The sequence below is a fragment of the Chryseobacterium cucumeris genome (genome assembly GCF_001593385.1).
GTDB lineage: Bacteria > Bacteroidota > Bacteroidia > Flavobacteriales > Weeksellaceae > Chryseobacterium > Chryseobacterium cucumeris.
Window position 1 is genome coordinate 221,199 of the sequence record NZ_LUVZ01000046.1, and the last position, 26,550, is coordinate 247,748.

General features: G+C 34.0%; 22 protein-coding genes, 1 tRNA gene and 1 pseudogene. 11 read left to right on the forward strand and 13 right to left on the reverse strand.

What is annotated here, in order from left to right; all coding sequences use genetic code 11:
• Positions 1 to 48: 48 nt before the first annotated feature.
• A complete protein-coding gene (locus A1704_RS22780) occupies positions 49 to 1,134 on the reverse strand; it encodes a hypothetical protein (protein ID WP_062676283.1) in 1,086 nt (361 codons plus the stop codon).
• Positions 1,135 to 1,330: 196 nt separating this feature from the next.
• Here A1704_RS22780 and A1704_RS22785 point away from each other — a divergent pair, with 196 nt between their 5' ends.
• From A1704_RS22785 to recA, 3 genes are all read left to right on the forward strand, one after another.
• Positions 1,331 to 2,131 (forward strand): response regulator transcription factor, encoded by an 801-nt coding sequence (locus A1704_RS22785; RefSeq protein WP_062676284.1) that lies wholly within the window; start codon positions 1,331 to 1,333, stop codon positions 2,129 to 2,131.
• Between the two features lie 78 nt (positions 2,132 to 2,209).
• A complete protein-coding gene (locus tag A1704_RS22790; protein WP_062676285.1) occupies positions 2,210 to 3,394 on the forward strand; it encodes an oxygenase MpaB family protein in 1,185 nt (394 codons plus the stop codon).
• A 493-nt stretch (positions 3,395 to 3,887) separates the two neighbouring features.
• Complete coding sequence (gene recA / locus A1704_RS22795; RefSeq protein WP_062676286.1) at positions 3,888 to 4,889, forward strand: recombinase RecA; 1,002 nt, start codon at positions 3,888 to 3,890, stop codon at positions 4,887 to 4,889.
• Positions 4,890 to 5,197: 308 nt separating this feature from the next.
• Here recA and A1704_RS22800 read toward each other — a convergent pair whose 3' ends face one another.
• The gene (locus A1704_RS22800) at positions 5,198 to 6,631 is read right to left on the reverse strand and encodes a hypothetical protein (RefSeq protein WP_062676287.1); all 1,434 of its coding nucleotides are present in this window, start codon (positions 6,629 to 6,631) and stop codon (positions 5,198 to 5,200) included.
• A 141-nt stretch (positions 6,632 to 6,772) separates the two neighbouring features.
• Positions 6,773 to 9,667, reverse strand: a complete 2,895-nt coding sequence (locus A1704_RS22805; protein ID WP_062676288.1) for an alpha/beta hydrolase family protein — start codon at positions 9,665 to 9,667, stop codon at positions 6,773 to 6,775.
• A gap of 158 nt (positions 9,668 to 9,825) precedes the next feature.
• Here A1704_RS22805 and htpG point away from each other — a divergent pair, with 158 nt between their 5' ends.
• Together htpG and A1704_RS22820 are read left to right on the forward strand one after the other, a co-directional pair.
• Entirely contained in the window at positions 9,826 to 11,718 is a 1,893-nt protein-coding gene (gene htpG / locus A1704_RS22810) for a molecular chaperone HtpG (protein WP_062676289.1), read from the forward strand.
• Positions 11,719 to 12,108: 390 nt separating this feature from the next.
• Positions 12,109 to 12,501 (forward strand): helix-turn-helix transcriptional regulator, encoded by a 393-nt coding sequence (locus A1704_RS22820; RefSeq protein ID WP_062676291.1) that lies wholly within the window; start codon positions 12,109 to 12,111, stop codon positions 12,499 to 12,501.
• 89 nt (positions 12,502 to 12,590) lie between these two features.
• Here A1704_RS22820 and A1704_RS22825 read toward each other — a convergent pair whose 3' ends face one another.
• Positions 12,591 to 12,887, reverse strand: a complete 297-nt coding sequence (locus tag A1704_RS22825; RefSeq protein WP_062676292.1) for an MGMT family protein — start codon at positions 12,885 to 12,887, stop codon at positions 12,591 to 12,593.
• Between the two features lie 73 nt (positions 12,888 to 12,960).
• Here A1704_RS22825 and A1704_RS24775 point away from each other — a divergent pair, with 73 nt between their 5' ends.
• Positions 12,961 to 13,107: a hypothetical protein gene (locus A1704_RS24775; protein WP_167348791.1), complete on the forward strand. Its 147-nt coding sequence runs from the start codon at positions 12,961 to 12,963 to the stop codon at positions 13,105 to 13,107.
• A 144-nt stretch (positions 13,108 to 13,251) separates the two neighbouring features.
• On the opposite strand, the gene A1704_RS22835 is transcribed toward A1704_RS24775, so the two are convergent.
• The 5 genes from A1704_RS22835 to A1704_RS22855 form a co-directional block, all read right to left on the reverse strand.
• The gene (locus tag A1704_RS22835) at positions 13,252 to 14,226 is read right to left on the reverse strand and encodes a deoxyhypusine synthase family protein (protein WP_047097747.1); all 975 of its coding nucleotides are present in this window, start codon (positions 14,224 to 14,226) and stop codon (positions 13,252 to 13,254) included.
• Positions 14,227 to 14,533: 307 nt separating this feature from the next.
• Positions 14,534 to 14,914: a GreA/GreB family elongation factor gene (locus A1704_RS22840; protein ID WP_062676294.1), complete on the reverse strand. Its 381-nt coding sequence runs from the start codon at positions 14,912 to 14,914 to the stop codon at positions 14,534 to 14,536.
• Positions 14,915 to 15,210: 296 nt separating this feature from the next.
• Positions 15,211 to 15,852: an outer membrane beta-barrel protein gene (locus tag A1704_RS22845; protein ID WP_131797563.1), complete on the reverse strand. Its 642-nt coding sequence runs from the start codon at positions 15,850 to 15,852 to the stop codon at positions 15,211 to 15,213.
• Between the two features lie 48 nt (positions 15,853 to 15,900).
• Positions 15,901 to 16,293, reverse strand: a complete 393-nt coding sequence (gene arfB, locus A1704_RS22850) for an alternative ribosome rescue aminoacyl-tRNA hydrolase ArfB (protein WP_062676311.1) — start codon at positions 16,291 to 16,293, stop codon at positions 15,901 to 15,903.
• Positions 16,294 to 16,323: 30 nt separating this feature from the next.
• Entirely contained in the window at positions 16,324 to 17,352 is a 1,029-nt protein-coding gene (locus A1704_RS22855) for an AMP-binding protein (protein WP_062676296.1), read from the reverse strand.
• Between the two features lie 100 nt (positions 17,353 to 17,452).
• Here A1704_RS22855 and A1704_RS22860 point away from each other — a divergent pair.
• Positions 17,453 to 17,523, forward strand: a tRNA-Gln gene (locus tag A1704_RS22860).
• A gap of 589 nt (positions 17,524 to 18,112) precedes the next feature.
• Here the strand turns inward: A1704_RS22860 and A1704_RS24985 are convergent.
• The 4 genes and pseudogenes from A1704_RS24985 to A1704_RS22880 all read right to left on the reverse strand — a co-directional run.
• Positions 18,113 to 19,048 (reverse strand): annotated as a pseudogene (locus A1704_RS24985) (recombinase family protein); the annotation flags it as partial.
• A gap of 398 nt (positions 19,049 to 19,446) precedes the next feature.
• A complete protein-coding gene (locus A1704_RS22870; RefSeq protein ID WP_062676297.1) occupies positions 19,447 to 21,096 on the reverse strand; it encodes a DNA topoisomerase VI subunit B family protein in 1,650 nt (549 codons plus the stop codon).
• Complete coding sequence (locus A1704_RS22875; protein WP_062676298.1) at positions 21,093 to 21,737, reverse strand: hypothetical protein; 645 nt, start codon at positions 21,735 to 21,737, stop codon at positions 21,093 to 21,095. The genes A1704_RS22870 and A1704_RS22875 overlap by 4 nt, the downstream gene beginning before the upstream one ends.
• Positions 21,738 to 21,804: 67 nt before the next feature.
• Positions 21,805 to 22,359, reverse strand: a complete 555-nt coding sequence (locus A1704_RS22880; RefSeq protein ID WP_065119729.1) for a hypothetical protein — start codon at positions 22,357 to 22,359, stop codon at positions 21,805 to 21,807.
• A gap of 179 nt (positions 22,360 to 22,538) precedes the next feature.
• Here A1704_RS22880 and A1704_RS22885 point away from each other — a divergent pair, with 179 nt between their 5' ends.
• The 4 genes from A1704_RS22885 (at position 22,539) to A1704_RS24615 (ending at position 26,411) form a co-directional block, all read left to right on the forward strand.
• Positions 22,539 to 22,943: a helix-turn-helix domain-containing protein gene (locus A1704_RS22885; RefSeq protein ID WP_062676300.1), complete on the forward strand. Its 405-nt coding sequence runs from the start codon at positions 22,539 to 22,541 to the stop codon at positions 22,941 to 22,943.
• A 159-nt stretch (positions 22,944 to 23,102) separates the two neighbouring features.
• On the forward strand, positions 23,103 to 24,116 hold the full coding sequence (locus A1704_RS22890; RefSeq protein WP_062676301.1) for a BT4734/BF3469 family protein: 1,014 nt from the start codon (positions 23,103 to 23,105) through the stop codon (positions 24,114 to 24,116).
• A 137-nt stretch (positions 24,117 to 24,253) separates the two neighbouring features.
• Positions 24,254 to 26,221, forward strand: a complete 1,968-nt coding sequence (locus A1704_RS22895) for a reverse transcriptase/maturase family protein (protein WP_062676302.1) — start codon at positions 24,254 to 24,256, stop codon at positions 26,219 to 26,221.
• Between the two features lie 31 nt (positions 26,222 to 26,252).
• The gene (locus A1704_RS24615) at positions 26,253 to 26,411 is read left to right on the forward strand and encodes a hypothetical protein (RefSeq protein WP_157885799.1); all 159 of its coding nucleotides are present in this window, start codon (positions 26,253 to 26,255) and stop codon (positions 26,409 to 26,411) included.
• Positions 26,412 to 26,550 lie beyond the last annotated feature (139 nt).

A 26,550-nucleotide genomic window follows, 5' to 3' on the forward strand; every position in this document is an offset into this window, starting at 1 on the left:
TCTCAGAAGGTGTTACCGACTTTTTGGACACTACCTTTTTGTTTATAATTATTTTTTAAAATCAGGAATAGGAATACCTATAATTAAACCCGGAACTATTCTATTCTGCCTATCTTTTTTATCTTTATACGGCTCTGTAAGATCTTTAAAATCAACAACAAAACCAACATTCACTTTAGATTTGTCATCTTTTGTAATAGCAACATTTAAACCAGTCCTAATATTAAATATTTTCTCAGCTTCAATAAATTTAAATGATGGAATGCAAAATATATCAAACCCTACTCCAAATTTTGGAGGAGCAATTGTAAAATGTAAATCGCCTGCAATTGTATGAGCATTGCTAATCAACAATGTCCCTTTTTTACCTTTTTTCTCTGGTTCTGAAACTAGAAGAATATTCTGACCATCTCTTATTTCTGTAGTCCTTTGGACAACAATATTTTCTAATTTAGAATAGTTATTACCTCTATTCTGAAATGAATATCCCAAACTGCCTGTAAAATAAATTCCATGTTTATAAGAGGTAACCCAAAGCATGTTCCAAGCAGCAGAAATAATATAAGAATTTAATCTTTTTGAAATAAAGGGATTCTCAGTAGTTGGAGTAAGATCATCTGCCAATAACATATACTCTTTATAGTCCCATCTTAAACCTGCAGAAATCCACTGTGTCCTATATTGAGATAATTTATTTTCTTTGTCTAGTTGGCTGAAAATAGAATCATTAGATAATCCTTTTTGTTTTAGTGACTCAAAGTCACTATTAAACACCCATCTGGATGTTTCAAAATGCCATTTAGCAGTAGCACCCAAACTATTATCAATAGCCCATTTTCCTTCACTAAATAATGGAGTATAACTATTTGTTGAGCCTATATCGTTTTGTAGAAGTATACTAAAATTTTTATCCTTAGTTTCCATATTTAACTTTAAAGAGGTTAAAAAGTCCTTTGACACGTCTACAGAGAAATCTCCTCTCATATTACTTGAGGTTACTAATGTATTTATTCTAGTATAAATATTATTGGCTATACTATTATCCAATCCCTTTTCATATTTTTCTCCTTTTGTGTTTTGTCCCCAGACTATAACAGTCCAGAATAGAAAAAGCAATAAAATTTTTGTTCTCATGGTTATTTATTTTTCAGATTAAAGTTTTTTGAATTGTCATTGGTTGAATTATCACCATAAAAGAGATGTTTCAGAAATTAAGTTTCCATGGTCATTAGTTTTATTTAAAGCTACAATAATCACCTACCACACGAAATACCACAAAAGGGTGATTTTATTTAACATAATTTTATTATTTTTAAGAAAACATTAACCAATGAAAAAAAAGCACCTGACTCATGCAAAAAGACCTCATCCCCTCATTAAGGTCTGGAATGACTATCCTGAAATTTTACAGAATGACAGCAGAATATTACCCGTTCCCACCATTGAAAATATAATCGGAGAAATTTTTGCTCCGGGGAAATTCTATTATTATGTCATTAATTTCGCAGATAGTACCATCATCTGTAATCACGATGAAGATATTTTAGCAATACATGGCCTCCATAAACATCCTGTACATCTGAAAGAAATTATAGACCTCATCCATCCCGACGACATAGAATTTGTGATGGAAGCAGAGAGAATGTCCATCGAAAAAATAAAGGAAATAGATGGTTTTGATTATCAGCAGGAACTGAAAACCAGCTACTGTTTCAGGATGAGAACATCAAAAGGCAATTATGAATTGTTCCATCATCAGGCTTTACACACGTATAAAGATGAAAACGGCAGGCTTTTACAGGCCGTTAATATCCACACCAATATCGAACATATAACCCATCAAAATTCTTATGTTGTATTGGTTTCCGGAATCAATGGCCGGGAAGACTTTCACCAGATGCAATGGATAGATCATGGCAAATTCCCCGAATCTATTCCTGTCATCTTCACCAAAAGAGAGGTTGAAGTCATTAATTGCATTGCAAAAGGATATGCAACATGTAAAATTTCCGATCTGCTGAATATTTCGGAAGAAACGGTACGTACCCACAGAAAAAATATTTTAAGAAAATCCGACTGCAAAAATAGCTCTGAACTCATAAAAAAAACATTTGAATGGGGATATCTGTAGAAATCAATGATAATCCTGATAAATCTCACCGGAGAACTTCAGCATAAAACTTGTACTTTTATAGGTAAAGGATGAAACATGATACAACCTCGTTTTAAAGATGCTCCCCATTTCAGGAACTTTTGGGAACATGGTAACGGAAAGCAGCTTATTGAATTTTCCGGAGCTAAAGTGAGCTTTGAAAAATTTGAAAAATTTGCGCCCTATTTTTATCATACGGATGAAACGGGAGATGAGGTAGTAAAAGATGTTTATTTTACTAAAAAATTTCATGAGGCTTCAAGAGAGATTGAACACTATATCAGAAATGGAGTTTCGGAAAATGATGATGTTCCTGAAAGTGTAAAAAAATTGTTCAGCCAAACTCAAAAAGTTCCTGATTGGCTCGATTATAAACTTCTTAAAAGCGGTGCTGAACTTTGTATGAGAAGCAATTTGGATTCTCTGATCTCCCTGAGAGACTATTGTCTGATTGGCGGCTATGATTATGCCTACCTCAACAAACCCCTTATTGTCACAGAAGCACTGAAAAAAGGTGCAGTGAAGCGTCTTTCGGAAACATTGGATTTCTGGGTAAATGCAACCCGATACAATGCGCTGGAAGTTCATGCAAAAGGATATGAATTTGCGATAAAAACCCGTCTGATCCATTCCTACGCAAGACTTTCCATTAAAAAACATTATAAAGACTGGGATACAGAAAACTGGGGAGAGCCTATCAATTCATGGGATATGATGGCAACGTATATCGGGTTCAGTCTGGTATTTCTTCATAGTCTTCAGAAATTAGGAAATCGTTTTTCTGTTGAAGAAGAACAAGGAATTTTTCATCTCTGGAAATACGTAGGTTATCTTTTGGGAATTCCGGAGCAGCTTCTTCCTGACGATAAAAAACAGGCAACGGAATATTTTTATTTATGGACTTCTGTTCAGCCCCCTTCAGATAAAGATTCTGTTCTTCTGGCTCATTCTCTGCTGGATGAATCTCTCGAAAATCCTATCTTAAAATTTGAATTTCAAAGAAAAAATTTAAAATATCTACACGTCTGCTGTACCTGGTTTCTTTTGGATGACGAAGTGTGTAAAAGATTACAAATTCCGGAAGTTCCTTTCAGAAATCTGTTTCCAAAATCAAAAATACTTTTCAATACAATTTATGATCAACTGGTCAGTCGAGAATCGAGAATAAAAAGAGGAAACAAGGACCAGATGAAAGTACTGGAAGATTATCTTGCAATTACCAAAGGTTCAAATTTTCATTAAAATGTTATTTGGTTTGAAAGCGCAAATAGTGCAAAGAGTTTTCATGTACTATAGAAATTTTTAAGGCACAAAAACATTTCGACTCACTCAATATTAGATTTTCAGGAAGGAGAAAGTTCATTTTTTAGAATATTCTCGCAGATCAAACAGATAGTGCAGATTTTTATGAGTATCTGCGTAATCAGCAAAATCAGCGTGAGGTAAAAAACATATACACTACTCAATTTTATCGGGGATAAAATCCTTGCGCCTTAAAGCATAATCTATATTAAAAGAATGGCGCCTTTGCGATTTCAAATAAAAACAACTTATCTTACTTAAGTAAAAAACATTTAAAAACACTTTAGATATTACATTCCGCATGTGCTTCGTTATGAATGAGATCAGCCGTAAAAATTTATCATTTTTTAACTCTAAAAACAGCTTTCAGGAATAAATAATATTAGCTTTTGATATATAAATTATGTATTTTTGAGAAATTATTTTAATAGAGATGAGTAACATTGATGATAAGAAAAAAGCACTCGCTTTAGTGCTTGACAAGCTAGATAAAACATATGGAAAGGGAACAGTAATGACTTTAGGTGATGAATCTATAGACAATACTATCGAAGTAATTCCTTCCGGTTCTTTAGGTTTAGATATTGCTTTAGGAATAGGCGGATACCCAAAAGGAAGAATCATTGAGATATATGGTCCGGAATCTTCAGGTAAAACAACGTTGACCCTTCATGCTATTGCTGAGGCTCAAAAAGCAGGTGGTATTGCAGCATTCATTGATGCTGAACACGCTTTCGACAGAACATATGCTGCGAAATTAGGAATTGATCTTGAAAACCTGATCATTTCTCAGCCGGACAACGGTGAGCAGGCTTTGGAAATTGCAGATAACTTAATCCGTTCAGGAGCTATTGATATCGTTGTAATTGACTCTGTTGCTGCTCTTACACCAAAAGCAGAGATTGAAGGTGAAATGGGGGATTCCAAAATGGGTCTTCATGCAAGATTGATGTCTCAGGCATTAAGAAAGCTTACCGCTACGATTTCAAGAACAAAATGTACTGTAATCTTCATCAACCAGTTGAGAGAAAAAATCGGTGTTATGTTCGGAAACCCTGAAACGACTACCGGAGGTAACGCCCTTAAGTTCTACGCTTCTGTAAGAATTGATATCAGAAAAGCAAGCGCACCTATCAAACAAGGTGATGAAGCTATCGGTAGCCGTGTGAAAGTGAAAATTGTGAAAAACAAAGTAGCACCTCCTTTCAAGCAGGCAGAATTCGATATCATGTATGGAGAAGGAGTTTCTAAAGTAGGAGAAATTCTTGATACTGCTGTAGATATGGGAATTGTGAAGAAAAGTGGTTCTTGGTTCAGCTACGAAGAGACTAAATTGGGTCAGGGACGTGATGCTGTAAAAGATGTTTTAAGAGACAATCCGGATCTTGCTGAAGAATTGGAAGCTAAGATCAAGGAAGAAATGAAAAACAAATAATTTTTCATAAAATATAGAAAAGGCAGTCTTCGGATTGCCTTTTTTGTTTTCAAAATAATGATTTTTTAACGCAAAGGTTTCATCTGTATGCTGTTGTAATACTTTTAGGGGAACAAAGAGTAGAATCAATTTCATTGATTCGAACTAAGCAAACGCCTCACTCCTTTAGCAACAAAGTCGCAATCTTTTGATCCCCTATAATCAGCTTTTGAATCATATACTCTTGGTGATTAAATTAAATGAAGGATCAGAAAATAAAAAAGAGGTTATTCCGTAGAACAACCTCTTGAATTTTATCTTTTTTAAAATTATCCAGCAATTTTACCCTGAAGCTGAAGGGCTCCGGTAACCTTCATTCCTTTTGTAAGCGTTTCCATTCTCATGTTCTCTTTGTTCACAAAAGCATCAATGGTAAAGAAATCTTCATTCTCTTCATTGGTGATCAGCTTCAACTTCAAAATATATCCTTTAACACTTCTATCTTCAAGCAATTCAGTTTCCTTAAAGTCTACCACCTGACCAATAAAATCAAAACATGCATAATTAGGAAGATCCTGACTTGGTACATAGGTTGTGAAATCTTCACTCATTTTCGTCCCGTCAGGTAAATCTGTATTGGTATGAATATCAAGGATGAAAACAATTCCACTGATATTTACCTTCAGATGAGGCTGTGTCATGTAGGTATTTTTGTTTTCAGCATAATCTGTCGCAAAGAACCAAACACCAAAGGTTTCTCTGGCAGGTCCTGCTACAATCGCCTGTAAATTCAAGGCATTTTCCCATTCCCTGATTGATCTTGTTTCAAAATCCAATGTATAATCCGTTGTTACTTCCGGAATGATAATGCTTAATTCCTCCGTTAAAGTAGTTTTAAATGTTACCCCATCAAATTCTGTTTTGCTCTTAATATCCACTGGTGGATCAGAAGATTCAGACTGTGTAAGAATAGCATTCAGATACTGACCGTAATCTTTAGTCTGGAAATTCTGATGACCAAAAATTCCACTCCATGTATTCATCATGTTATGAACGTTCGATTTTCTGATGATGATTCCTGCTTCATTCGTCATTTCAGGAGCTGCAATTCCTTCTGTATTCTGGAAATAATTTTGTCCCTCAATCAACTGATGATTCATGATTGCATTATTTTCTTCATGAGAAAACTCTGCAAAACCTTTGTAAGTAATATTCTGGTTTTCGAAAATATAAGGCAACCCTGTTTTCTTCTTTTCATCACCCGCAAAGTGATACGCAAGTGAAATTCCCTTGAACTCCCCTTCCTGAATGGCCAGAGTGTGATTACCGTTATGATCAAACTGAGAATGATACAGGATTACATAAGATTTAATCTTTCCTTCCTGAAGTTCACTTTCGAACTTTTCTTCCATTTGTGCAATCGCCTGTTGTGGAGAAAGTGCATAAGCATCTTCAGTAACCATATAGGCAAAACCTTCTACCTCCCCGTTTTCTTTTTCAAAAGCAGAAATAGGCGTATACTCTCCTCTTAGCTGAAGGGCAATAGAATACACGATATAATCATTATAAATCCTGATTTTTTCATATTCTTCATTTACTTTCGGTTCTTCTACCGGCTGCGAAGAGACTTCCGGTATTGTTTGCACAACTTCTTCCACCACTTCCTCTACTACTTTTTCTTCCGGCATTTCCATTTCCTGAACCGGAGTACTTACATTTTCCTGACTGTTATTTTTCTTCTTAAAAAAATCAAAGATTCCCATACTGTTATTTATAATTGGCGGTAAATATAATAAAAGTGCTCAACAGACCCAACATAAAAAAAATGCCATTGTGTCAGTGTGCTCTTTATTGTTTTGAGAATAAAAAATTCCGGCGGAGCCTTTGGCTCCGCCGGAATTTTATTAATTAGGTTTATCATCTGTAAGCTCAAATCCCCAATCTTTTCCTTTTTGGGTCGCTGGGATTCCTTTTGTCATCCAGACCGGAGCTTTAGCACCTTTAAGATAGTAATCAAAAAACTGCTGTTCCCGGATTTGAATATCTTTTCTGTTCTGCCGTTTCATAAGGTTATGATCATCACCATTATAATTCAGAAGCCATACCGGTTTTCCGAGACGGCGTAGTGCGGTAAACATTTCAATACCCTGATACCATGGCACAGCTCCATCTTTATCATTACTCATAATAACTACCGGAGTCTGAACTTTATCAATGGTAAAAAGCGGTGAATTTTTAATATAAAGATCCGGTGCTTCCCATAAGTTTTTGCCCAATCTGCTTTGTGACTTCTCATACTGGAACTGTCTGTTCATTCCTGAAGTCCATCGGATTCCTCCATAGGCAGAAGTCATGTTAACAACAGGAGCCCCACTCCATGCAGCCGCATACATATTGGTGTGAGCAATAAGATAGGCTACCTGATAACCTCCCCAGCTTTGTCCCTGTATTCCGATTTTAGTACCATCTACCCAGGAATTTTGCTTTAGCTTTTCAACTCCTGAATTAATATATTCCATCGCAGATTCTCCAGGAAAACCATCTGTATATGAAATATCAGGTGTGAAAACCAGATATCCGTTGCTCACAAAATAAGAAATATTTAATCTTGAAGGCGTGGGAGCTGGTGCAACATAACGGTTCAGATTGTCCGAAAGTTTTTCGTAGAAATAAACAATCATCGGATATTTTTTATTTGGATTGAAATCTTCCGGCTTGTATAAAACTCCTGTGGAAGTATTTCCTTTTGGTGTTGTCCAGTTTACCAATTCATCTGTTCCCCAGTTATATTGATTTTGCTGAGGATTAGTATTGCTTAGTTTTTGTTGTTCTGAGAAATCTGATGTTGCAAAAATATTGGGAGAATCTGTGTACGATTCTTTTACCAAAATATATTCCTCAGCATTTTTTGCTTTTTGAAGGGTTCTGTATCCCCAGACATTTTCCATCTGAATTTTTACAGGATCAGAATTCTTCTGAATGGATGTTTTAAAAATACCGTTCGCCTTAGTTGTATTATCAAACGCTGATAAATAAATAGTCGATTTTCGGTTTAAGCTTTTAATATCTTTATCCAAATCGTAAGTATCGAATGTTATCTTATTCTTACGTCCAAATCCATTGGTAATATTTCTTGGCTTTTTTGAACCATCCAGGAAAAATTCCCAGAGATCATAACGGTCTCTGATAATTACAGATTCATCATTATCTGTCCAGGATGCAATCCCGTAAGAATTTGGAAAATCCGGCATATCAAATTCTTCATCAACGAAGGAAACAGGTAGGCCTGTATTCAATGGCAGGGTTTGTTTTGTCTTCACATTATAGCTCAACCATTTCCCTTTTTCTCTGTCAAAGATCACAACAAATTTACCAAGCGGAGATACAGCTGCTGTTCCATTCAGGTTTTGAATAATTTCGGTTCTGTCTCCCGTTTTATTATCGATCAGAAAATACGTTTTCTTTGTTGCCCCTTCCCATTGTGAAGAAATCCGGTTGTTGATACTGGTAATTCCCAATGCAAATTCTGCATTTCCTTCATTCACCAATCGTAAAGTATCTAAGTCTTCACCATCAATATTTCTGAAGAAATCCGGTTTTTCTGTTTGCATTACTGCTGCATATGATTTCTTCAGATCATTTTTTAATTCTTTTAGCTGTACTGTTTGCAAATAGTCATCTCTATAGTTCCAGACATCTACTACAGCATGGTCATTCGCAATCAATGCCGTATCTTTTGCAACAGGTTTTGGAGCAACACCAAAATACAGCTGTTTTCCATTTTTACTGAATAGGGGTAATCGATTTTCAGAAATCACCCAATTCTTTTTCATCTGAGCATTCTCATTGGTGACAATTCCTTTTTTGTTTCCTTTAAAATTAAAGTAATACAACTGATACAATTTCACCAAATCATTCTGTGCAGAAGAAGTACCTACATAGGCCAACTGATTTCCATCTTCGTCAAAAGATAACTGGGAAAAGTCACCTTCCATTTCAGAAATTTTATTTACAGTTCCTTTTTGCAGATCTACTACCTGTACGGTTTGCAATGCATATTTCTTCGGCTTTGATTTGTCAGTATCTTTTTTATCCGCAGATTTTTCATCTGTTGATTCTTTTCCTTCTTTTTTATCCTTTTTTTCGTCTGGCTTTTTTGTCACAAAAACAAGCTGCTTTCCATTTTTACTGAACTCGTAGCGTACAACATTATCATAGGTTGTACTTTTTCCATCCAATAGATTTCGCACTACAAGCTGTAAAGGTTTTACATTTTTGTCTTCGTCTTTATTTTCGTCTCCGTCTTCTTTATCAGAAGCATCATCCGAAGATTTGTCTTTTATATTTTCCAAAAGATAAGCAACATAAGAACCCGCTTTTTCGGGAATTTTAAATCCCTTTACATTAGGAATTTTCTCTGTTTTATCATTGACGAAATCAACAATAGCCAGACTGTCTTTCGTTAATTTATTTTTCTTTAATTTTTTATCTTTTACCGCTTTTATATCTTTATACTGAGGTCTGATTTGAAACACAGCAAACCTGGAATCATTGGTAAAATCTACTTTTGTAGCTCTTTCAAACTTCTTTGTTGTTTTATTTTTTACAGAAAATAAAGAAAGGATAGAATTTCCTTCCTGAGCATCCACAGAATAGGCAACCCATTTACCATCATTTGAGATTTTTCTCGAGCCGATATTTTGCCAACTGTCATAAACAGAATGGTCTAAAGGCTTTTTCTGCGCATACACGAAACAAGTCATGATGAGCAGAATAAAAACTGTACATTTCAACTTCATTTTTAAAATATTTTAAGAATTAAAAATAAGGTATTTCTTTGAAAAATCCATAGGATATCCCTATTGGGCTACAAATTGGAAAAAATGTCAATCTGTCACATTCCTCCGGATGGTATTTTTTTTGAGAAATATTTGAAAATTAAAAATTATAAAATATGATGACTAAAGGAAATATTAATGTATCTGTGGAAAACATTTTCCCGCTTATTAAAAAATTTCTTTACAGTGACCACGAAATATTCTTAAGAGAATTAATCTCTAACGCAACGGATGCTACTCTAAAACTGAAGCATTTAACAAGCATTGGGGAAGCAAAAGTGGAATATGGAAATCCAAAACTTGAAGTTAAAATTGATAAAGACCAGAAAACTCTACGTATCATCGACCAGGGAATTGGTATGACGGCTGAAGAAGTTGAAAAATATATCAACCAGGTTGCTTTCTCAGGTGCTGAAGAGTTCCTTGAAAAATATAAAGATTCTGCTAAAGATTCGGGGATTATCGGACATTTTGGTCTTGGATTTTACTCTGCATTTATGGTGGCAGAAAAGGTAGAAATTCTTACAAAGTCTTACAAAGATGAACCGGCAGTACGTTGGATCTGCGATGGAAGCCCGGAATTTACTCTTGAAGAAACAACAGATAAAACAGACAGAGGAACGGAAATCATTCTTCATATTGCAGAAGATTCTGTAGAATTTTTAGAAGAAGCAAAAATCCGTGAATTGTTATTAAAATATAACAAGTTTATGCCTGTTCCGATTAAATTCGGGACTAAAACCCATACACTTCCATTACCTGAAGATGCTCCTGAAGATGCTGTGGCTGAAACAGAAGAGGTAGACAATATCATTAACAATCCGATTCCGGCATGGACCATCGCTCCAAGTGAACTGACCAACGAGGATTATATGAAGTTCTATCATGAACTGTACCCAATGCAGTTTGAAGAACCCTTATTCAACATCCACCTGAATGTTGATTACCCTTTCAACCTTACCGGAATTTTATTCTTCCCGAAACTGAGCAACAATTTGAATATTGATAAGGATAAAATTCAATTATATCAAAACCAGGTATTTGTAACGGATGAAGTAAAAGGGATTGTTCCAGACTTCCTGATGTTGCTGAGAGGTGTAATTGATTCTCCGGATATCCCATTGAACGTTTCCCGTTCTTATCTTCAGGCAGACGGTGCTGTAAAGAAAATTTCATCTTACATCACGAAAAAAGTAGCCGATAAAATGGCTTCTCTGATTAACGAAAACCGTGAAGATTATGAACAAAAATGGAACGACATCAAGGTAGTTATTGAATACGGAATCGTTACTGAAGAAAAATTTGCTGAAAAGGCAGACAAATTCACATTGTATCCTACCACAGATGGCAAATATTTCCTTTGGGATGAATTGGTAGAGAAAATCAAACCTAGCCAAACCGATAAGGATAACAAACTGGTTGTACTGTACGCTACCAATGCAGACGAACAGCATAGCTACATCCAGTCTGCGAGAGATAAAGGATATGAAGTTCTGTTATTAGATTCTCCTATTATTTCGCATGTGATTCAGAAACTGGAAACTTCAAAAGAAAATATTTCGTTTGCAAGAGTAGATGCTGATCATGTTAATAACCTTATCAAAAAAGACGAGCCGGTAATTTCAAAATTGAATGAAACGGAAAAAGAATCATTGAAAAAGAATGTAGAAGAAGCTATTCAGGATTCAAAATTTACGGTACAGCTTGAAGATCTTGACAGCAATGATGCTCCGTTCACTATTACCCAGCCTGAATTCATAAGAAGAATGAAGGAAATGCAGGCTACAGGCGGAGGCGGTATGTTCGGAATGGGAGGGTTCCCGGAGATGTACAATCTTGTGGTGAACTCAAACAGTGAGCTTTCCAGTCAGATCTTAAAGACTGAGAATGCTGAAGAGAAGGAAAGTTTAATCAAATATGCTCTGGATCTTGCCAAGCTTTCACAAAACTTACTGAAAGGAAAAGACCTGACAGATTTTATACAGAGAAGCTATAAGCAACTTGAAAAATAATTTACAAGAGACTGTTTCATTTTGAAGCAGTCTTTTTTTATCTGAAGAAAGATTGGAAAAACGCAAGGGTGCTGTTTTTTTGAATACTAAATATTTTAGGACGTAAGGATTTTGTTTTTGACAAAATTGTGTGCTGCTAATCCAAAACTTATTGGATTTAGAAACCTATAAGGTTTAAATACCAACTCTTCCATAATCTTTAATCAATCGGAAGTTATTGTGAAATAAACGGCTAGCACTAAGAAAATTTTCAACAATTACATCAGATAATATTGGTCTTTTTAAGTCTGGTTTCCTTTTATCGTTAATCTTATTCTTTATCACATATTTTTTTCTACTTTCTATTGTATAGCTTCTGCTTTTTTGCCATTTTTGTATAAAATGTCGGTCATGCAAAAAGAAAAATTACGCGTCATCAGAAAGCAAAAAGGCTATACTCAGCAACAGGTAGCTGACTTTATCGCAACAGATGTTTCCAATTATAGCAGAAAAGAAAGCGGTGATGTAAGAATTGTAAAAGATGAATGGGACAAACTTGCCCGTTTTCTGGATGTACCATTTGAGGACATTTATGAAGAGGATGAACCTGCAGTAATTATCAATAATGATCATCCTGTATTTAATGACAGATCATCTTCTGCGGGAGTAATTACTAACCAGAATAATTATGATAATATTCCGGGAGCGATTATTGAAAATCTTCAAGGCTATATCACTTTGCTAAAAGAGGAAAATGAAAGACTGAAAGAGGAACTGAAAGGTCTCCCAAGAGGAAGAAAATAATACAGTTTCAAACTGTAGAAAATATTGATGTCACTTCATATTAATGTATGGAGTGACATTTTTTTATAATGAGATTAAATTTCATCAAATTACAATTCCTCCAATGGATCCCAGAACAGTTTTTTGAAATTTTTTATTCTGAGATTTTCCACAGTGATCCCTTCAGCTTCCAGCTTAGACTGAAATTCCGGAACAGACAGAACTCCTGAACTGGAAATTACCCGGTGAGCTGGAACATCCTTCGGACATCCTCCCATAGCTTTTCCTACATGTCTGGAATGATTAGGGTAGCCAACAGCCTTTGCTATAGCGCCATAAGTGGATATTCTTCCTTTGGGAATAAGTCTTGCCACTTCGTAGACCTGTTGTTTAAAAATCTCGTCCATATTTGTTTTCTATATTTTTGCATCATTTTTGAATTCTATCAAACTCGATGATGTTTCATTAAAAGATAAAGATATGAAAAAATCATTTTTCAGGCTGTTGAATGCAGTTAATAAAAAAGTTCCTCCAAAACTGAGTCATAAAGATCCTAATCATCTGACTAAGATGGAAAAGGGAATTCTGGCGTATCGTTATTTTGTACTGGTGAATTCATTAGATTGACTTATTTTTATGCAGATTCCACAGATTTCCACAAATAATCTTAATTGTTTTTAGTTTTTAAAACATATCTATGTTTAACTTCTAAAAAAGCGCTCCAATTAAATTGAAGCGCTGATATTGTAATCTCTTAGGAGATGTTTATTCTTAAGCGTTTTCTAAGATATAAGAGAACATCAATGGTGCACAGATGGTAGCATCACTTTCAACGATAAATTTCGGTGTAGTGATATCCAGTTTACCCCAAGTGATTTTTTCATTTGGAACAGCTCCTGAATATGAACCATAAGATGTAGTAGAGTCAGAAATCTGGCAGAAATAAGACCAGAAAGGAATGTCATGCATTTCCATATCCTGATACAACATCGGAACTACACAAATTGGGAAATCACCTGCAATACCTCCACCAATCTGGAAGAATCCAACTCCTTTTCCTCCTGAGTTTTTAGTATACCAGTCAGCAAGGTAAGTCATATATTCGATTCCTGATTTCATTGTAGTAGCTTTAAGCTCTCCTTTGATACAGTAAGAAGCGAAGATATTACCCATTGTAGAATCTTCCCATCCCGGAACTACGATTGGTAAGTTAGCTTCTGCAGCTGCAATCATCCAGGAGTTTTCTCTAGGAATTTCATAGTACTGCTCCAATACTCCTGAAAGGATCATTTTGTACATGAATTCGTGAGGAAAATATCTTTCTCCTTTAGCTTCTGCATCTTTCCAGATTTCTACGATATGTTTTTGTAATCTTCTGAAAGCTTCTTCTTCAGGGATACAAGTATCTGTAACTCTGTTAAGACCTCTTTCCAAAAGATCCCACTCATCCTGAGCTGTTAAATCTCTATAATGAGGAACTCTTTCATAGTGAGAGTGTGCTACAAGATTCATTAAATCTTCTTCAAGGTTAGCACCTGTACAAGAGATAAAATCTACTTTTCCCTGACGGATCATTTCAGCAAGAATCTTCCCTAATTCAGCAGTAGACATTGCTCCAGCCAAAGTAATCATCATTTTTCCGCCATCTTTAAGATGTGCAACATATCCTTTAGAAGCATCCACCAATGCAGCTGCGTTGAAGTGCAGGTAATACTTTTCTATGAATTCAGTTATCGGTTTGCTCATTTTTTAAATTTTTGCAAAGATAAAACTTAAAAACGGAATGTAATCAAAGCACTTGAAGAAAGTGTGATAGAGGAGTATTTTTTATCATTTGTTAAATCCTAAAGCTGTTTTGTTGGATACATAAATGCGCAAGAGCATTCAAATTCGAGCAGTATTAAATGTTCAGCAAGGATGAAGTTTAATTTTTATTGAAATATTCCCGCAGATCAAATATTTGCTCCTTATAACATATAGTATTCAAAAAAATGCGCAGCCCAAATTGAGCCACGCTTTCATTATCATTGAACTTAATAATATTCACAGAGATTTATCCTTCCCAGCGTTCCACTTTCAGGATCTCAATTTTTCTTTCTCCGTCTTTGAAAGGCCAGTTGATAATATCTCCTACTTTATACCCTACTACTGCAAGCGCAATATCCGACAGGATGGAATGTTTATTTTTTTTAAGCTTTTCTTTGGTAGATGCCACAAAAATATATTCGTGTTCAAAATCTAATGTATGATCTTTTAATGTTACTTTTCTTTCAACCGTTACAATATCGGCAGGAAGATCTCTTCTCAGCACTTGTTTTGCCTTTCTAAGCTCTTCAGCTAATCTTTTCTCTTCTCCGCTACTCACTTTTTTTCTTCTGAGTGTATCTTTTATAGCATCATAAATTCCGGTAGTTACAATAATATGATTGGACATTTTTCATTATTTTTTTTAATTAAAATGCAGTTATTCTCTGACGACCCAATGTAGAATACAGACGTATGACAGCCTTCTTCTCTAGAAAACTGCAAAAAAGTGATATATAAAATCCGGATTGATTCCCTGTCTTGGATCCTGACAGGGCTTAGATAATGAAGTCCTTAGAACTTTTCAGAAAAGAATCTGTATGAAGGTAAAGTAAAGACAGCAGCAATCCTGGCCGGCGGTGTTCTGCAGATAAAAAGATTGTTGCTGTCATTATCAATTATTATTAATTCAAACAAAGATACAGCTTAAAAACGGAATGTAGCGGCTGCACTTAAAGAAACCCTATGTAAACCTTCTTTTTGGTCATCATCAAATTTATAGGTTACTCCGTTAAACTTCATTTTGTTCAGAGTACCACCACTTAAACCAACTTTTGGTCCAATAAGGAAATTTTTACTGATCTGATATCGGTAACCAAAATCAATTTCTGCCCCGAAAGTACTTCCTGTGCCTTTTACATCTCCAGTTTTGGTAGTATAAGAAAGTACTCCCAATGCAATATCTGCAAATACTTTATGTCTGGTAGTCGAATTATCATTTGAAATAAGTCCGGAAACTCCAAAAAATGTAATATTATCCTTTGTAGTCACAGGAACAGATACAGGCATTCCATTTACATAGCCAAGCAAAAACCCGTCACTGGATGCACTATAATGAGAGTATTTTAGCCCAAGTCCAAAACCGTTATTTATCTCATAATGGGCAGTGATATCAAAGTTCAGTCCGTTTTTAAGGTCTTTTACATAGTCTTTTTCTTCCTTGCTAAGCCCGGAAATTGTTTTTGCTGTTCTCCATGCATACCCTACAGAAGGCCTGATAGAAAATTTCTGAGCGAAAGACATGGCGGAGATTGAGAATACTCCAGCCAAGATTAATTTTTTTATCATGGTTTTAAAGTTTCCGGCAAAAATAAAGTTTTCTGCTGGAGAAACCAATTAAAACCTGAAACGTCTGTTTTCTTTTTTGTCAGAAAGCTTTTTCTTATTATCCAGTCTCTTTTGTTTCTGCCCTTTTGAAGGTTTCGTTGCTGTTCTCTTTTTGGGAACAATGAGTGCTTTGTTTACTATTTCAAGTATTTTTTCAATGGCTTTATTTTTATTCATCAGTTGTGTTCTGCTTTCAGATACTGAGAGGAATAAAAAACCGTCTGCATTGATTCTATTTTTCAGTTTAAGCTGAATCAATACTTTTTCGTCTTCATTAAAAAATTCTGATGCATCTACTTTCCAAAGTACGGTAACGGCAGTCTCCACTTTATTGACCTTTTGTCCTCCTGCACCGCTGCTGCGTGAAGTTTTGAAACTGAGCTCTTTTGAAAAGTCTTTCATTTTTTTAAGATTTTGAGATACCAGAATCAACTAGAGATCTCTATTTAAATTTTTATACAAATCCAATCTGTTTACCTTCCCGTTGGGAGTTCTCGGAATTTCCCTGATGAAAATTATGTCTTTCGGCCTGTGGAAATTTTTCTCAAATGGTATTTCTGAAACTTTCCTTTTCACCTCATCAGATTCATCTCCTTCTATAATCAATATCAATTTCTGACCCAAACTTTCATCCGGCAGCCCTACAAATATGGCTTCGTTCGGGAGTTCTTTTTTTACCAAAGCTTCAAGGGTTTCAGGAAAAATCTTTGCGCCACCGGAATTAATCACATTGTCAATTCTTCCAAGAAATTTAAACTGTTTTTCATTCTTAATATAAACTAAGTCATTAGTTTGCAGTTCTTCAGCATTTACACTAGGTGCAAAAATTTTCAGGCAGCCTCTATCATCTAAAGAGATCGCTACATTTTCAAAAACGGTGAAATAATCTTCCTGCTCAGGCATCAATTGTTTCAAACCAATATGAGAAAGGGTTTCAGACATTCCATAGGTTTCAAAAATACGGTTGGAAGGACTAAGGTTCATCTGCAGAATTTTACTTTTCAGGCTTTCTGAAACGGCGGCACCACCAATAATCAGGTTTTTAATCAGGTGAAGTTTTTCCAGTGAGTTTTCTACCTGAAGAGGCGTCATGGCACAAAAGTCTATTTCTTCTTCCAGATTTTCAACAGGGTTTAGAGAAGGATTGGTAATTATTAATTTTAATTTTCTTTCTATAGAACGGACAACCATCATTTTTCCGGAAATGTATTCTACAGGCAGGCAAAGTAATGCCGTATCTCCTCCTTTTAATCCTAAAAAATTACAGGTCATCACTGCTGAATTGACCATTTTCTTTTTTTCAATTTCAAAGATTTTGGGCACTCCGGTAGAACCCGAAGTCTGGACATTTACTCCTGTTTTTTCTGAAAACCATTCTTCCAGAAAAATTTTTACTTTCTTTTCAAATTCAGTATCGAATGATAATTGATTAATATTGAGATTATTGAAGTCTATCAGCATATTTTCCGTGAATAAATTCTACAGTAAATTTAAAAAAAAATTCAAAAAGTTCTTGTATGTAAAGAAAAAAGCTGTAAATTTGCACCACTAAAACAAACACAGACTCATGGTGTAGCGGTAACACTACTGATTTTGGTTCAGTCATCTGGGGTTCGAATCCCTGTGAGTCTACAATCAAGGAGAAATGATCATTTTGATCGTTTCTCTTTTTTTTTACACCTGCTAACTCATTATTAATCTGAAAGATGTGGTGTGCTATGGAGTTAATTCGGGCGGTTCGATAATGTTTTCCGTCAAATTCCAATTTTTCAGGAAATATCGAACCAATTATTGCCCGCTTTGTCTCAATTCCCCCTTCTTGATAGTGTTTTCCGATATTTTGAAGTGTCTCTAAGGCTTGTTCGAGCAGTTTATCTATATTGTTAATTTGTGGAACAGAATTGATATTTAATTCTTCTTCCAACTTTGAAATTTGCTCTTTACATGCTCTCTTAATCTCCAAATATTCATCATCATCAATGATCTCTGACAGAAACTTATTTCGGGCAAAAGATAGTTTGTTATTCAGCGAGTCAATTTCGTGAGATATTTTCTTTTTCTCTTTTAATGGATCATTTATGAAGTTATGATAATTCTCCGTCAAAAGCATTTTAAGGTATTTTTTAACTGGTGCATTCATTTCAAATGTCATCAATCCATCTTCAAAAACTTTATTGACAAGTTCCGCTCTTTCTCTGAACCCGCAGGTAGAATTACAATGGTAATAATAGTATCGATTATTTCGACCTCTCGAAGCACTGGCAGTAATGGTCTTACCACAGTTAGGGCACGTTAGAAACCCTCGAAGAGGAAAGTTTTCCTGAACAGTGATTTTTGTGTTCGGTCTTTGAGGTCGTTTCTTACCATCTAGTATTTCTTGTACCTTGTCAAAAAGTTCCTCACTGATCAAAGGTTCATGTTGACCTTCTACAAAACAGGCTTCCTCATCTTTATGCTTTGGAACAAACACTTTACCGCAATAAATGGGATTACGAATAGCTATATGAAAAGATGTTCTGCTCACACTTTTTCTCAAAGACTCATTTATTTTAGTTCTTATAGAGTTGCTTGCATAAATTCCTTTTGACAACTCATTAAATGCCCACTTCATTTTTGTTGCTTCCGGTTCTTTGATTGCAATATACTTTTTCCCATTCTCTGTAATCTTATTTGCGTATCCAAATGGAGCTTTGCCCATAACACGACCTTCTTTAACAGCTCTTCTCATTCCATAAAAAACATTCAATGCTCTTCGGTCGTTCTCGACCTCAGGCGCAGCCAGATAGATGGCTAACATCATTTTGTTTTCCGGGATGGAAAGATCAAGCGGTTGTTCAACGGCTTGTAAGTCCACACCTAATTTTGATAGGATGCTTATCATCTGATAGGCATCGCCTGCGTTTCTGCTAAACCGATCCCATTTTGTAAACAAAATGACATTGGTTTTAGAACTTCTCTTCTTAAGTTCAGTCAAAAGCTTCTTCCATTCGGGACGGTTGAAAGATTTTGCAGAATGATCTTCATAAATGACATTACCAACAGTAAAATTATTTTGTGAACAGAAACGTCTTAAACGTTCTTCCTGGTCTCTTTGGGAATAACCTTTATCTGCTTGTTCGTCTGTAGAAACACGAATATATAGATCTGCTGTTTTCATAATTTTAAAATTTAATTCTGTTGAGTAATATTGAGGTATGGTAGAACAATAGAATGTCGGATTTATCAGCACTCAATATTCTATTATGAGTATGATTTATGATCAGTATCGAAATACTTTTTGATGACCATTAAGGTAAGATTGTATAGAAATTCCATTATTTGTTCAGCTTCCTCTTTTGTCAATTCCATACCTTCTGATCGGAAATATTCAATTACTTCCTCAATTGGTATTTTTTTTATTTCTTTTGTCTGAGACATAAATGCAGAATTTCCCTAAATATAATTCAGAGAAATTCCATTTTATTAATGGTAAGTACCTTGGTGCACTCTTAGGCATCAAAAGTCTTAACCTAAATAAACCTCGCATTTTATTAGAGTCATTCTTCTGTTAAGTGTTTAATCAGCAATTTTTTCACAGAGAGAATCAATCTCAAAATTCAATAATAATTTACCATCTATCACAACTTCTTTAAGTACCTCCATCAACTTGTCTACAATCATTTTCATCTGATCTGCTTTCTCAGTGTTAACTTTTGCTATACTGTGATGTACGCTCATATTATAATCAGTAAAAGAAAATATATTACTAGAGAATTGATCAAATAGATAGTGGTATTTATGAATGTCCTTATCAGCATAGATGCATAATTGCCAAAGGGCTTCACTGGTCATATAATTAGGCAGATAAAATGCTTTTGCATATATGTAAGTTCTGCAAAAGGACAGGAGAAATAATGCGAAGAGATTATCTACACCTTGATAATTTTTTTCTTCTCCATGGATCAGTTTATAAAACTGCAATGAACTTTCCAATGTGCTCTTGTAATGGAAATGCAAGTCATTGTGCTGTGGATGATGAGGCATCTGCCAATGCGGTTCGGGATGATATTCGTCCGAGGAAAAGACCAAATGTTTGGCTTGCATAATGAAAACAAAGAAGCTCTGGTATTGATAAAGATTCTTTTGAATCCAGTACCGATCGTGACCGACCAATAAAAATTTGTATTGAGTTCCAAAAAGGCTCGTCAAAGAATGAGTGATGGATTTTATTTTTTCATTATTGACATTCAAACCGATCAAAAGTAGATAGTAAGTGGTAACTTTTCCATAGGTTGTTTGATGAAAGTAATAGATCTGCTCTAATTCTACAAAAGTCAGGATTCTGTCAATAGCTCTTTCAAGTATTTCATCTTTTGGATATTCTTCCATTGGAAACAAATATTGGTCGACCTTATAAATTTCTTCATATTGCTTTTTGATCAGATGTTTCAATTCATAAAATCTAGCTTCGATGTATGTAAATAAGGAATCCTCAATGATGCGTAATGATTCAAACATTTCGTTGTTATAAATAATCTCATCTTCCTCAATCGCCTTCTTTGCTTCGTCAAAAAGTTCAGTTACAAAATATTCGTGTTGATTCTTTTTGACAAAAAATTGCTTGAGTTCCGGAATATAAATCAACAAATTATTTATCCTTTGATTGAGATCGATGTCACTTGTCCTATTTCCGGTATACAATTTCTCTAGATATTCCAGGTCATATTCTATCAGTTCTTCGAAAGAGGTGAAGATACTGTTATAAGAATCCTCTGAGATAAGTCTTTCTACCTGTACCCGATGGATTTCGTGGTCGTGGTGGAAAGAATCTTCGTACCGATTGAACTTTTTGTGATATTTTTTCCAGTTTCTATTGATCAAAAGTGAAGAACGTGAATCTTCTTTCTGATAGATCATTGATGACTGATGACAATGGTATTCTATGAATGGATCACCTTTTGAGAATTGGTATTCGATTCTGGAATAATCAATGAAATAAATATAGACCTGATATTGTTCTCTGACTTCGGCAACCCATCTTTTTGACTGCAATTTTAAAGCATCTGCATTTTTAGAAACGGAGATCAGTAGGTGTGATTTCGTTGAGTTCTTTTCCTGCTTGTGGAATATCTGAACAATTGAATAGTCGTGTACAAGCTGATCCAATGTATTTTCCAAGAACTCGTTGACGAGAACTGAAAACGGAGATTTATTTGGCGTTTTCATAGCTGATCGTTTTTTGTTTCATAATCACTATCGTAGTATATAAAGATAGCCTCAATAAATAAGCGAACCAAGGCAAACCATACCATCATATCGATATGTACACCCATTTCGGGATCGCTGTCAAATCCCAAAGTCTGTTTCAAAACAAAATCAGGATCTTTCATATTTTCTTGATATTTCTTAAAGTAATCAATTCCTACTATTGATAATATTAGTGGGAATAGCTCATTAATACATTCCTCGAAAGTGATTGCATTCATTATATAATTTATGCTATCAAATTGAGTCACATCATCAACATTGCATTTATTCAAATTACCCTTATCCTTGTCAAAGTAAAAGTGAATGAGTAATAACAGGCAGGACAGCAGTCCTGCCGTCTTGACATCCCGCCTGCTTGCATCTTTGATCTCAATCTCTCCTGATAATAATTTCTCCAATTCGTATTCTTGAATCAAATCAGGATAGCTATCGAGCAATTCTGTAAGTCTGGGATTATTCAGTTGTTCACGCAGGCGGAATATACCTAATTCAAGATCTTCTCCTTGAGAATTCTGAACCAGAATATTTAATGCGATCTCAGCTTGCTCTCTTGTTTGTACAAGCTGTTTCTCTTTACTAAAGGGTGCGTTCTTTTTCATTTCAATAATTTTGCTTTAGTAAAGTTGAAAAAGGAATGAGGGATATTCTATTCCGAAAAGGGATATATTATTCGGGATTGTCGATTTTTTTATTGTTGATCTTTTTGACACCTCTGTCACTCATTACCTGCGCTGCATCCAGCATTTTAACTAGGTAAATGTGCGGAGTGATGAGATCGTAATCAAATTCTTCCTTATATGGCGAAAGTGATACGTGAACAATTTCATTAAGGAAAAACTCGTACTCTTCAAGTGTCTTGCATTTAAATGCTTTTTCAAAAACCAAAAACGGATCTTCATACTCTTCTTTGTTTAAAGATGCCTGACTTATGATCTGCCATTCTTCGGGAACATCTTTTATCTTCCATCTCTTAGCTTTGAATGTTAGCAGATAAGCTCCCCTTATAAATGATCTTACAGCAGTATGAAAATCGAAGACGTCTCCCGGACGTTCTTTGTTACAGACCTCAGCCTTGTAGACAAACAGCATAATCTCGTTGAGTGTATTTTTATAGCTGTCTACAGTACAGTAGTTAAAAAAAGCGTTGATTAGCTCAAAAGGATCTTCAATTTCGTATGTCGCCCAGAAATTGGTTTCCATCGATATTTTTATCTTTTTCATAATAATAAAATTTAAAATCGAGAACTAAATTCTGGTCTTCAGTGTGAATAATCTATACTTTTTAGGAATAAAATATCCGATGGAATGGATATTTTACAGGATAATTTTTTAACTTTACAATTCAGACGAATTAATAGAAATGGCTTTATCTTTAAGCCTTAAAAATTTTGATAACCGCTATGGAACAGAAAATACATCAAGGAAGAAATGTGAAACGCTTTAGAGAAATGCTTGGTATCAAGCAGGAAGCTTTAGCATTTGACTTGGGAGAGGAATGGAATCAAAAGAAAATTTCTATGTTAGAACAGAAAGATATTATAGAAGATGACCTATTAAAAGCAATTTCTAATGCTCTAAAAATTCCTGTGGAAGCTTTTCAGAACTTTGATGAGGAACTAGCTGTTAATGTTATTGCTAATACGTTCGGGGATCATAGTATTGGATTTCAAAGAAATGACAATCCTACGTTTCATCCAGTTGAGCAAATTTTAAAAATTCACGAGGAAAAGATTGCTTTGTATGAAAGAATGCTGAAAGAAAAAGATGAAATGATGGCTAGACTTGAGAAGCTAATTAACAAATAAAAATATAAGTAATTCGGGATAATTACTTTTTCATAGGAAAGGCTCAACTGATGGTTGAGCCTTTTGCAAAAAAAGAAAAAAGTAATTGTTTTTAGATCCTGAAATTTGTTGCCAAAAATAAACACTGATTAAAACTTTTCTATAAACTCATTCCGCTATATGGAAAATATTATTGTTTCTTATCAAGATAATTTTTGGGGTAAAATATCTCATCGAAAATTATTAGATGTTTTAATGGAGATAAAAAGTGATCAACACAAAATCATTACAGATCAATTAAGACATCATTATATAAGTGAAGATGGTCTTTATGGAATAAAAAAGAAAAAATTACCTGTTGCTACTTTTTGTGCAAATTTCAATGATTCCTCTAGAACAAAAGAAAATCTTAATAATTATAATTCATTAATGATTATTGATATAGATGATATTGGATTAGAAAATGTAAAGAATGTTTTTGAGTTATTATCTTCAGATATTTATCTGTTCGCTTTATGGTTATCACCTTCAGGTAATGGTATAAAGGGGTTAATACAAATTAGTTTTGAAGAAAATATAAATTCAAACGAAATTGATATCTGGCATTACTCTGCCTTTGCAAAAATCTCATCCTATTTTAAAGAAAAATATCAAATCGACTTAGATCAGAGCGGTAAAGATTTTACTCGACTTTGTTTTATTTCGCAAGATGACAATATTGTTATTAAAAACGACGAAATCACAGAAAAATTCTTAATAAAAAAGGATGCAAAATTAGAACTACAAACTACCACTGTAGCTCAAATTAGATCTATTAAAGGGGTAGTGAATGCGAAAGAAATGAAGAATATTCTTCATAATCCACTTAATAAAAATAGCCCAACAAAAAAGAAAGAAATTCAAAGCATTATAAAATTCCTAAATAAAAATAAAAAATCAATTACCTATGAATACGATAACTGGTTACGAGTAGCGTTAGCTATTTCTAGCTCGTTTACTTATGATTTAGGGATCATTTTTTTTATTGAACTAAGTAAAATGGATGAATCAAAATTTAACGAAATTAACTGCACTAATATGTTGAAGGAATGTTATATCAATAATAAAAAAATGATTAAATTTAACACAGTAATACATTTGGCGGTACAAAAAGGATTTATATATAAAAAAGATTTTGGTTTGGAGAGTAACTAAACGGTAACTTATTTAATGAGTGGATCGTGTTGGCACTACTGGATATAAAAATCGGTTCACACCGCAGTAGTTGGTAAGTTGGCAATTGTCAGTATTATGGTTTAAAATCGGGGACTCTCCATCCATTATTTATTTTTATGTTAGAAGACTATTGTAATAGAGAAGAAATTCTATTTCGCTTATGTAAAGCAAGAGCAAAACTTGCAAGACATCGTGGTAAATCGCATCTTGATCATATCATTTCTGCTGACCAGAATTACAATTATCACTATAATAATCAAAAAAGTAATAGACATAAGGGAAATGACATTGATTTATTATGCTCAATAATGCCATCTCGCAGAAAATGGATTAATCCTACAATAAAAGAAAGGTATCCTAAAAATGATGGACAACGCATAAATTCTGTAGATCATAATACGAGAGCTTTAATTAAGACTATTTATCATTATAGAAAAACTAATCCAACAGAACCTTTTTTACTTAGATTAGAAAATTTTATTGATGAGATAATTGAGTCAATCAATGATAAAAGTTTTTCGCTTACATCGCCACAGATATTATCCAAGCTTAAAAAACCAAATGACAAAAGCTGTAAAATTTGTCGTCCAATCTGTGTTTTCCCATTAAAAGATAAAATTATAATTTCAATTATAAATAAATATTTGACAAAGGCATTTGATAATATTTTTTATGATCATTCCTATGCTTTTAGAGCAAAAAAAGACGATGCGAAATTTCCTCCCACGCATCATAGTGCTATAGAACATATTCTAGAATACAAAAACAAATACAAAGGAAAACGCTTGTGGGTATCTGAATGTGATATCAGTAAGTTTTTTGATACAGTGAATCATAATATAGTTAGAGAAAAATTTAGAGATGTTATTAAAATACATAATAAAACGAATAAAGTAAAAATTGATAATCGAGCAATTCTAATATTCAACAAGTATTTACAGTGTTATGATTTTCAGAAATTTGTCTATGCCCTTAATAATGATAAGAATTACTGGATTGAAAAAAAACGTGAAGGAGGAACTTTTGAATGGGTAAAAGATGACTTACTTAAATTAAATTGTTACAAAAATATTAGGAGAAATCGCATTGGAATTCCACAGGGTGGTGCATTATCAGGTCTGATAGCAAATATTGTTCTTCACAGTATTGATATGGAAATGAAAGCTGATGAAGATGAAAAGCTGTGTTATGTAAGGTTTTGTGATGATATGCTTTTAATTCATCCTAACAGAAAAATTTGTAATGAAAAAACTAAAATTTATTTTAACGGCCTAGAAAAGCTAAAGTTAATTTCTCATCCTCCTAAACCTGTCAGTGAAATAAATAAAAAAATTTTTTGGAATGATTCAAAAAGTAAATCACCCTACAAATGGTCAAAACTTTCAACCAATTCTTTAGATCGAATTGGTTTTGTCGGGTATGAGATATGTTATAACGGGACTTTACGGGTTAGAAAGAGTTCGCTTACTAAAGAAAAACGTAAAATAAGAGATTTAACGGAACATACTCTTTCAATATTAAAAAATGGAAAGAGAAAGTCAGATGAGATGATCTTAGAATCCGTCTCAAACAAACTAATAGGTATGTCCGTTGGGAGGGTCACTATGAAAAATTATAAATTTTCTGATAACGAAATGTGTTGGGTAAATGGTTTTACATTGTTGTGTGATAATCATAATTTGCGAACACAATTAAGAAGATTAGATCATTATAGGTCGAAACATTTATCTAGATTTAAAAAGAAACTTGAAAAGATCCCAGAAGCAAAACCAAGACCTTCCGATGAAGCGAGGAAAATCGGAAAACATTTTTTTATTAAAATAGGTGGAATATCATATGCTGACTCTGAAGCTATTAGACTGGAACTTCAAAATAGTAAAATCTTAAATACTAAATTTATTTTATCTAAATACAGAAAAGAGCTGTTGATAAAGAGTGCTAGTCTTTTAATTCTATCAAGTAAATATAATTCTTACTCATCACAGATATATAGTTTACTTACTGAAAAAGAAAAAGAAGATCGAGAGGTGCCATACTATGGTAAACCATTCAGTTATTTTTATCACGTAATAGATAAAAAATAATCTCATCTTTTTAAAAGCATTTAAAACCTTGATGCAAAGAATCGATATCCTTTCTAAATTAATTACTTCTAAAAGAAAAAAGGAAAAAAAAGAAAGCCATTTAATTATCGTTGCAGATTTTAATAAGCAAGTTTATAAAGAAAAATACGACCTGAAAGGTGGAGATTTTTCTTTATATCGACAGGCTTGAACTTGTGTTTATATGAATTAGTCAATACTTAATCTGACAGTTATAATCAAAAAGAATAACTTTAAAACAGATTAAGTATTATGACTACACAACAAAAAATCATCAAAAACAAGTTAGGCGTACTTGAATTAGCACAACA

Excerpts from the sequence above, each read along its gene's own strand:
- A1704_RS22780 (WP_062676283.1), bottom strand. The coding sequence starts at position 1,134 with ATGAGAACAAAAATTTTATTGCTTTTTCTATTCTGGACTGTTATAGTC.
- A1704_RS22785 (WP_062676284.1), top strand. The coding sequence starts at position 1,331 with ATGAAAAAAAAGCACCTGACTCATGCAAAAAGACCTCATCCCCTCATT.
- A1704_RS22790 (WP_062676285.1), top strand. The coding sequence starts at position 2,210 with ATGATACAACCTCGTTTTAAAGATGCTCCCCATTTCAGGAACTTTTGG.
- recA (WP_062676286.1), top strand. The coding sequence starts at position 3,888 with ATGAGTAACATTGATGATAAGAAAAAAGCACTCGCTTTAGTGCTTGAC.
- A1704_RS22800 (WP_062676287.1), bottom strand. The coding sequence starts at position 6,631 with ATGGGAATCTTTGATTTTTTTAAGAAGAAAAATAACAGTCAGGAAAAT.
- A1704_RS22805 (WP_062676288.1), bottom strand. The coding sequence starts at position 9,667 with ATGAAGTTGAAATGTACAGTTTTTATTCTGCTCATCATGACTTGTTTC.
- htpG (WP_062676289.1), top strand. The coding sequence starts at position 9,826 with ATGACTAAAGGAAATATTAATGTATCTGTGGAAAACATTTTCCCGCTT.
- A1704_RS22820 (WP_062676291.1), top strand. The coding sequence starts at position 12,109 with ATGCAAAAAGAAAAATTACGCGTCATCAGAAAGCAAAAAGGCTATACT.
- A1704_RS22825 (WP_062676292.1), bottom strand. The coding sequence starts at position 12,887 with ATGGACGAGATTTTTAAACAACAGGTCTACGAAGTGGCAAGACTTATT.
- A1704_RS24775 (WP_167348791.1), top strand. The coding sequence starts at position 12,961 with ATGAAAAAATCATTTTTCAGGCTGTTGAATGCAGTTAATAAAAAAGTT.
- A1704_RS22835 (WP_047097747.1), bottom strand. The coding sequence starts at position 14,226 with ATGAGCAAACCGATAACTGAATTCATAGAAAAGTATTACCTGCACTTC.
- A1704_RS22840 (WP_062676294.1), bottom strand. The coding sequence starts at position 14,914 with ATGTCCAATCATATTATTGTAACTACCGGAATTTATGATGCTATAAAA.
- A1704_RS22845 (WP_131797563.1), bottom strand. The coding sequence starts at position 15,852 with ATGATAAAAAAATTAATCTTGGCTGGAGTATTCTCAATCTCCGCCATG.
- arfB (WP_062676311.1), bottom strand. The coding sequence starts at position 16,293 with ATGAAAGACTTTTCAAAAGAGCTCAGTTTCAAAACTTCACGCAGCAGC.
- A1704_RS22855 (WP_062676296.1), bottom strand. The coding sequence starts at position 17,352 with ATGCTGATAGACTTCAATAATCTCAATATTAATCAATTATCATTCGAT.
- A1704_RS22870 (WP_062676297.1), bottom strand. The coding sequence starts at position 21,096 with ATGAAAACGCCAAATAAATCTCCGTTTTCAGTTCTCGTCAACGAGTTC.
- A1704_RS22875 (WP_062676298.1), bottom strand. The coding sequence starts at position 21,737 with ATGAAAAAGAACGCACCCTTTAGTAAAGAGAAACAGCTTGTACAAACA.
- A1704_RS22880 (WP_065119729.1), bottom strand. The coding sequence starts at position 22,359 with ATGAAAAAGATAAAAATATCGATGGAAACCAATTTCTGGGCGACATAC.
- A1704_RS22885 (WP_062676300.1), top strand. The coding sequence starts at position 22,539 with ATGGAACAGAAAATACATCAAGGAAGAAATGTGAAACGCTTTAGAGAA.
- A1704_RS22890 (WP_062676301.1), top strand. The coding sequence starts at position 23,103 with ATGGAAAATATTATTGTTTCTTATCAAGATAATTTTTGGGGTAAAATA.
- A1704_RS22895 (WP_062676302.1), top strand. The coding sequence starts at position 24,254 with ATGTTAGAAGACTATTGTAATAGAGAAGAAATTCTATTTCGCTTATGT.
- A1704_RS24615 (WP_157885799.1), top strand. The coding sequence starts at position 26,253 with ATGCAAAGAATCGATATCCTTTCTAAATTAATTACTTCTAAAAGAAAA.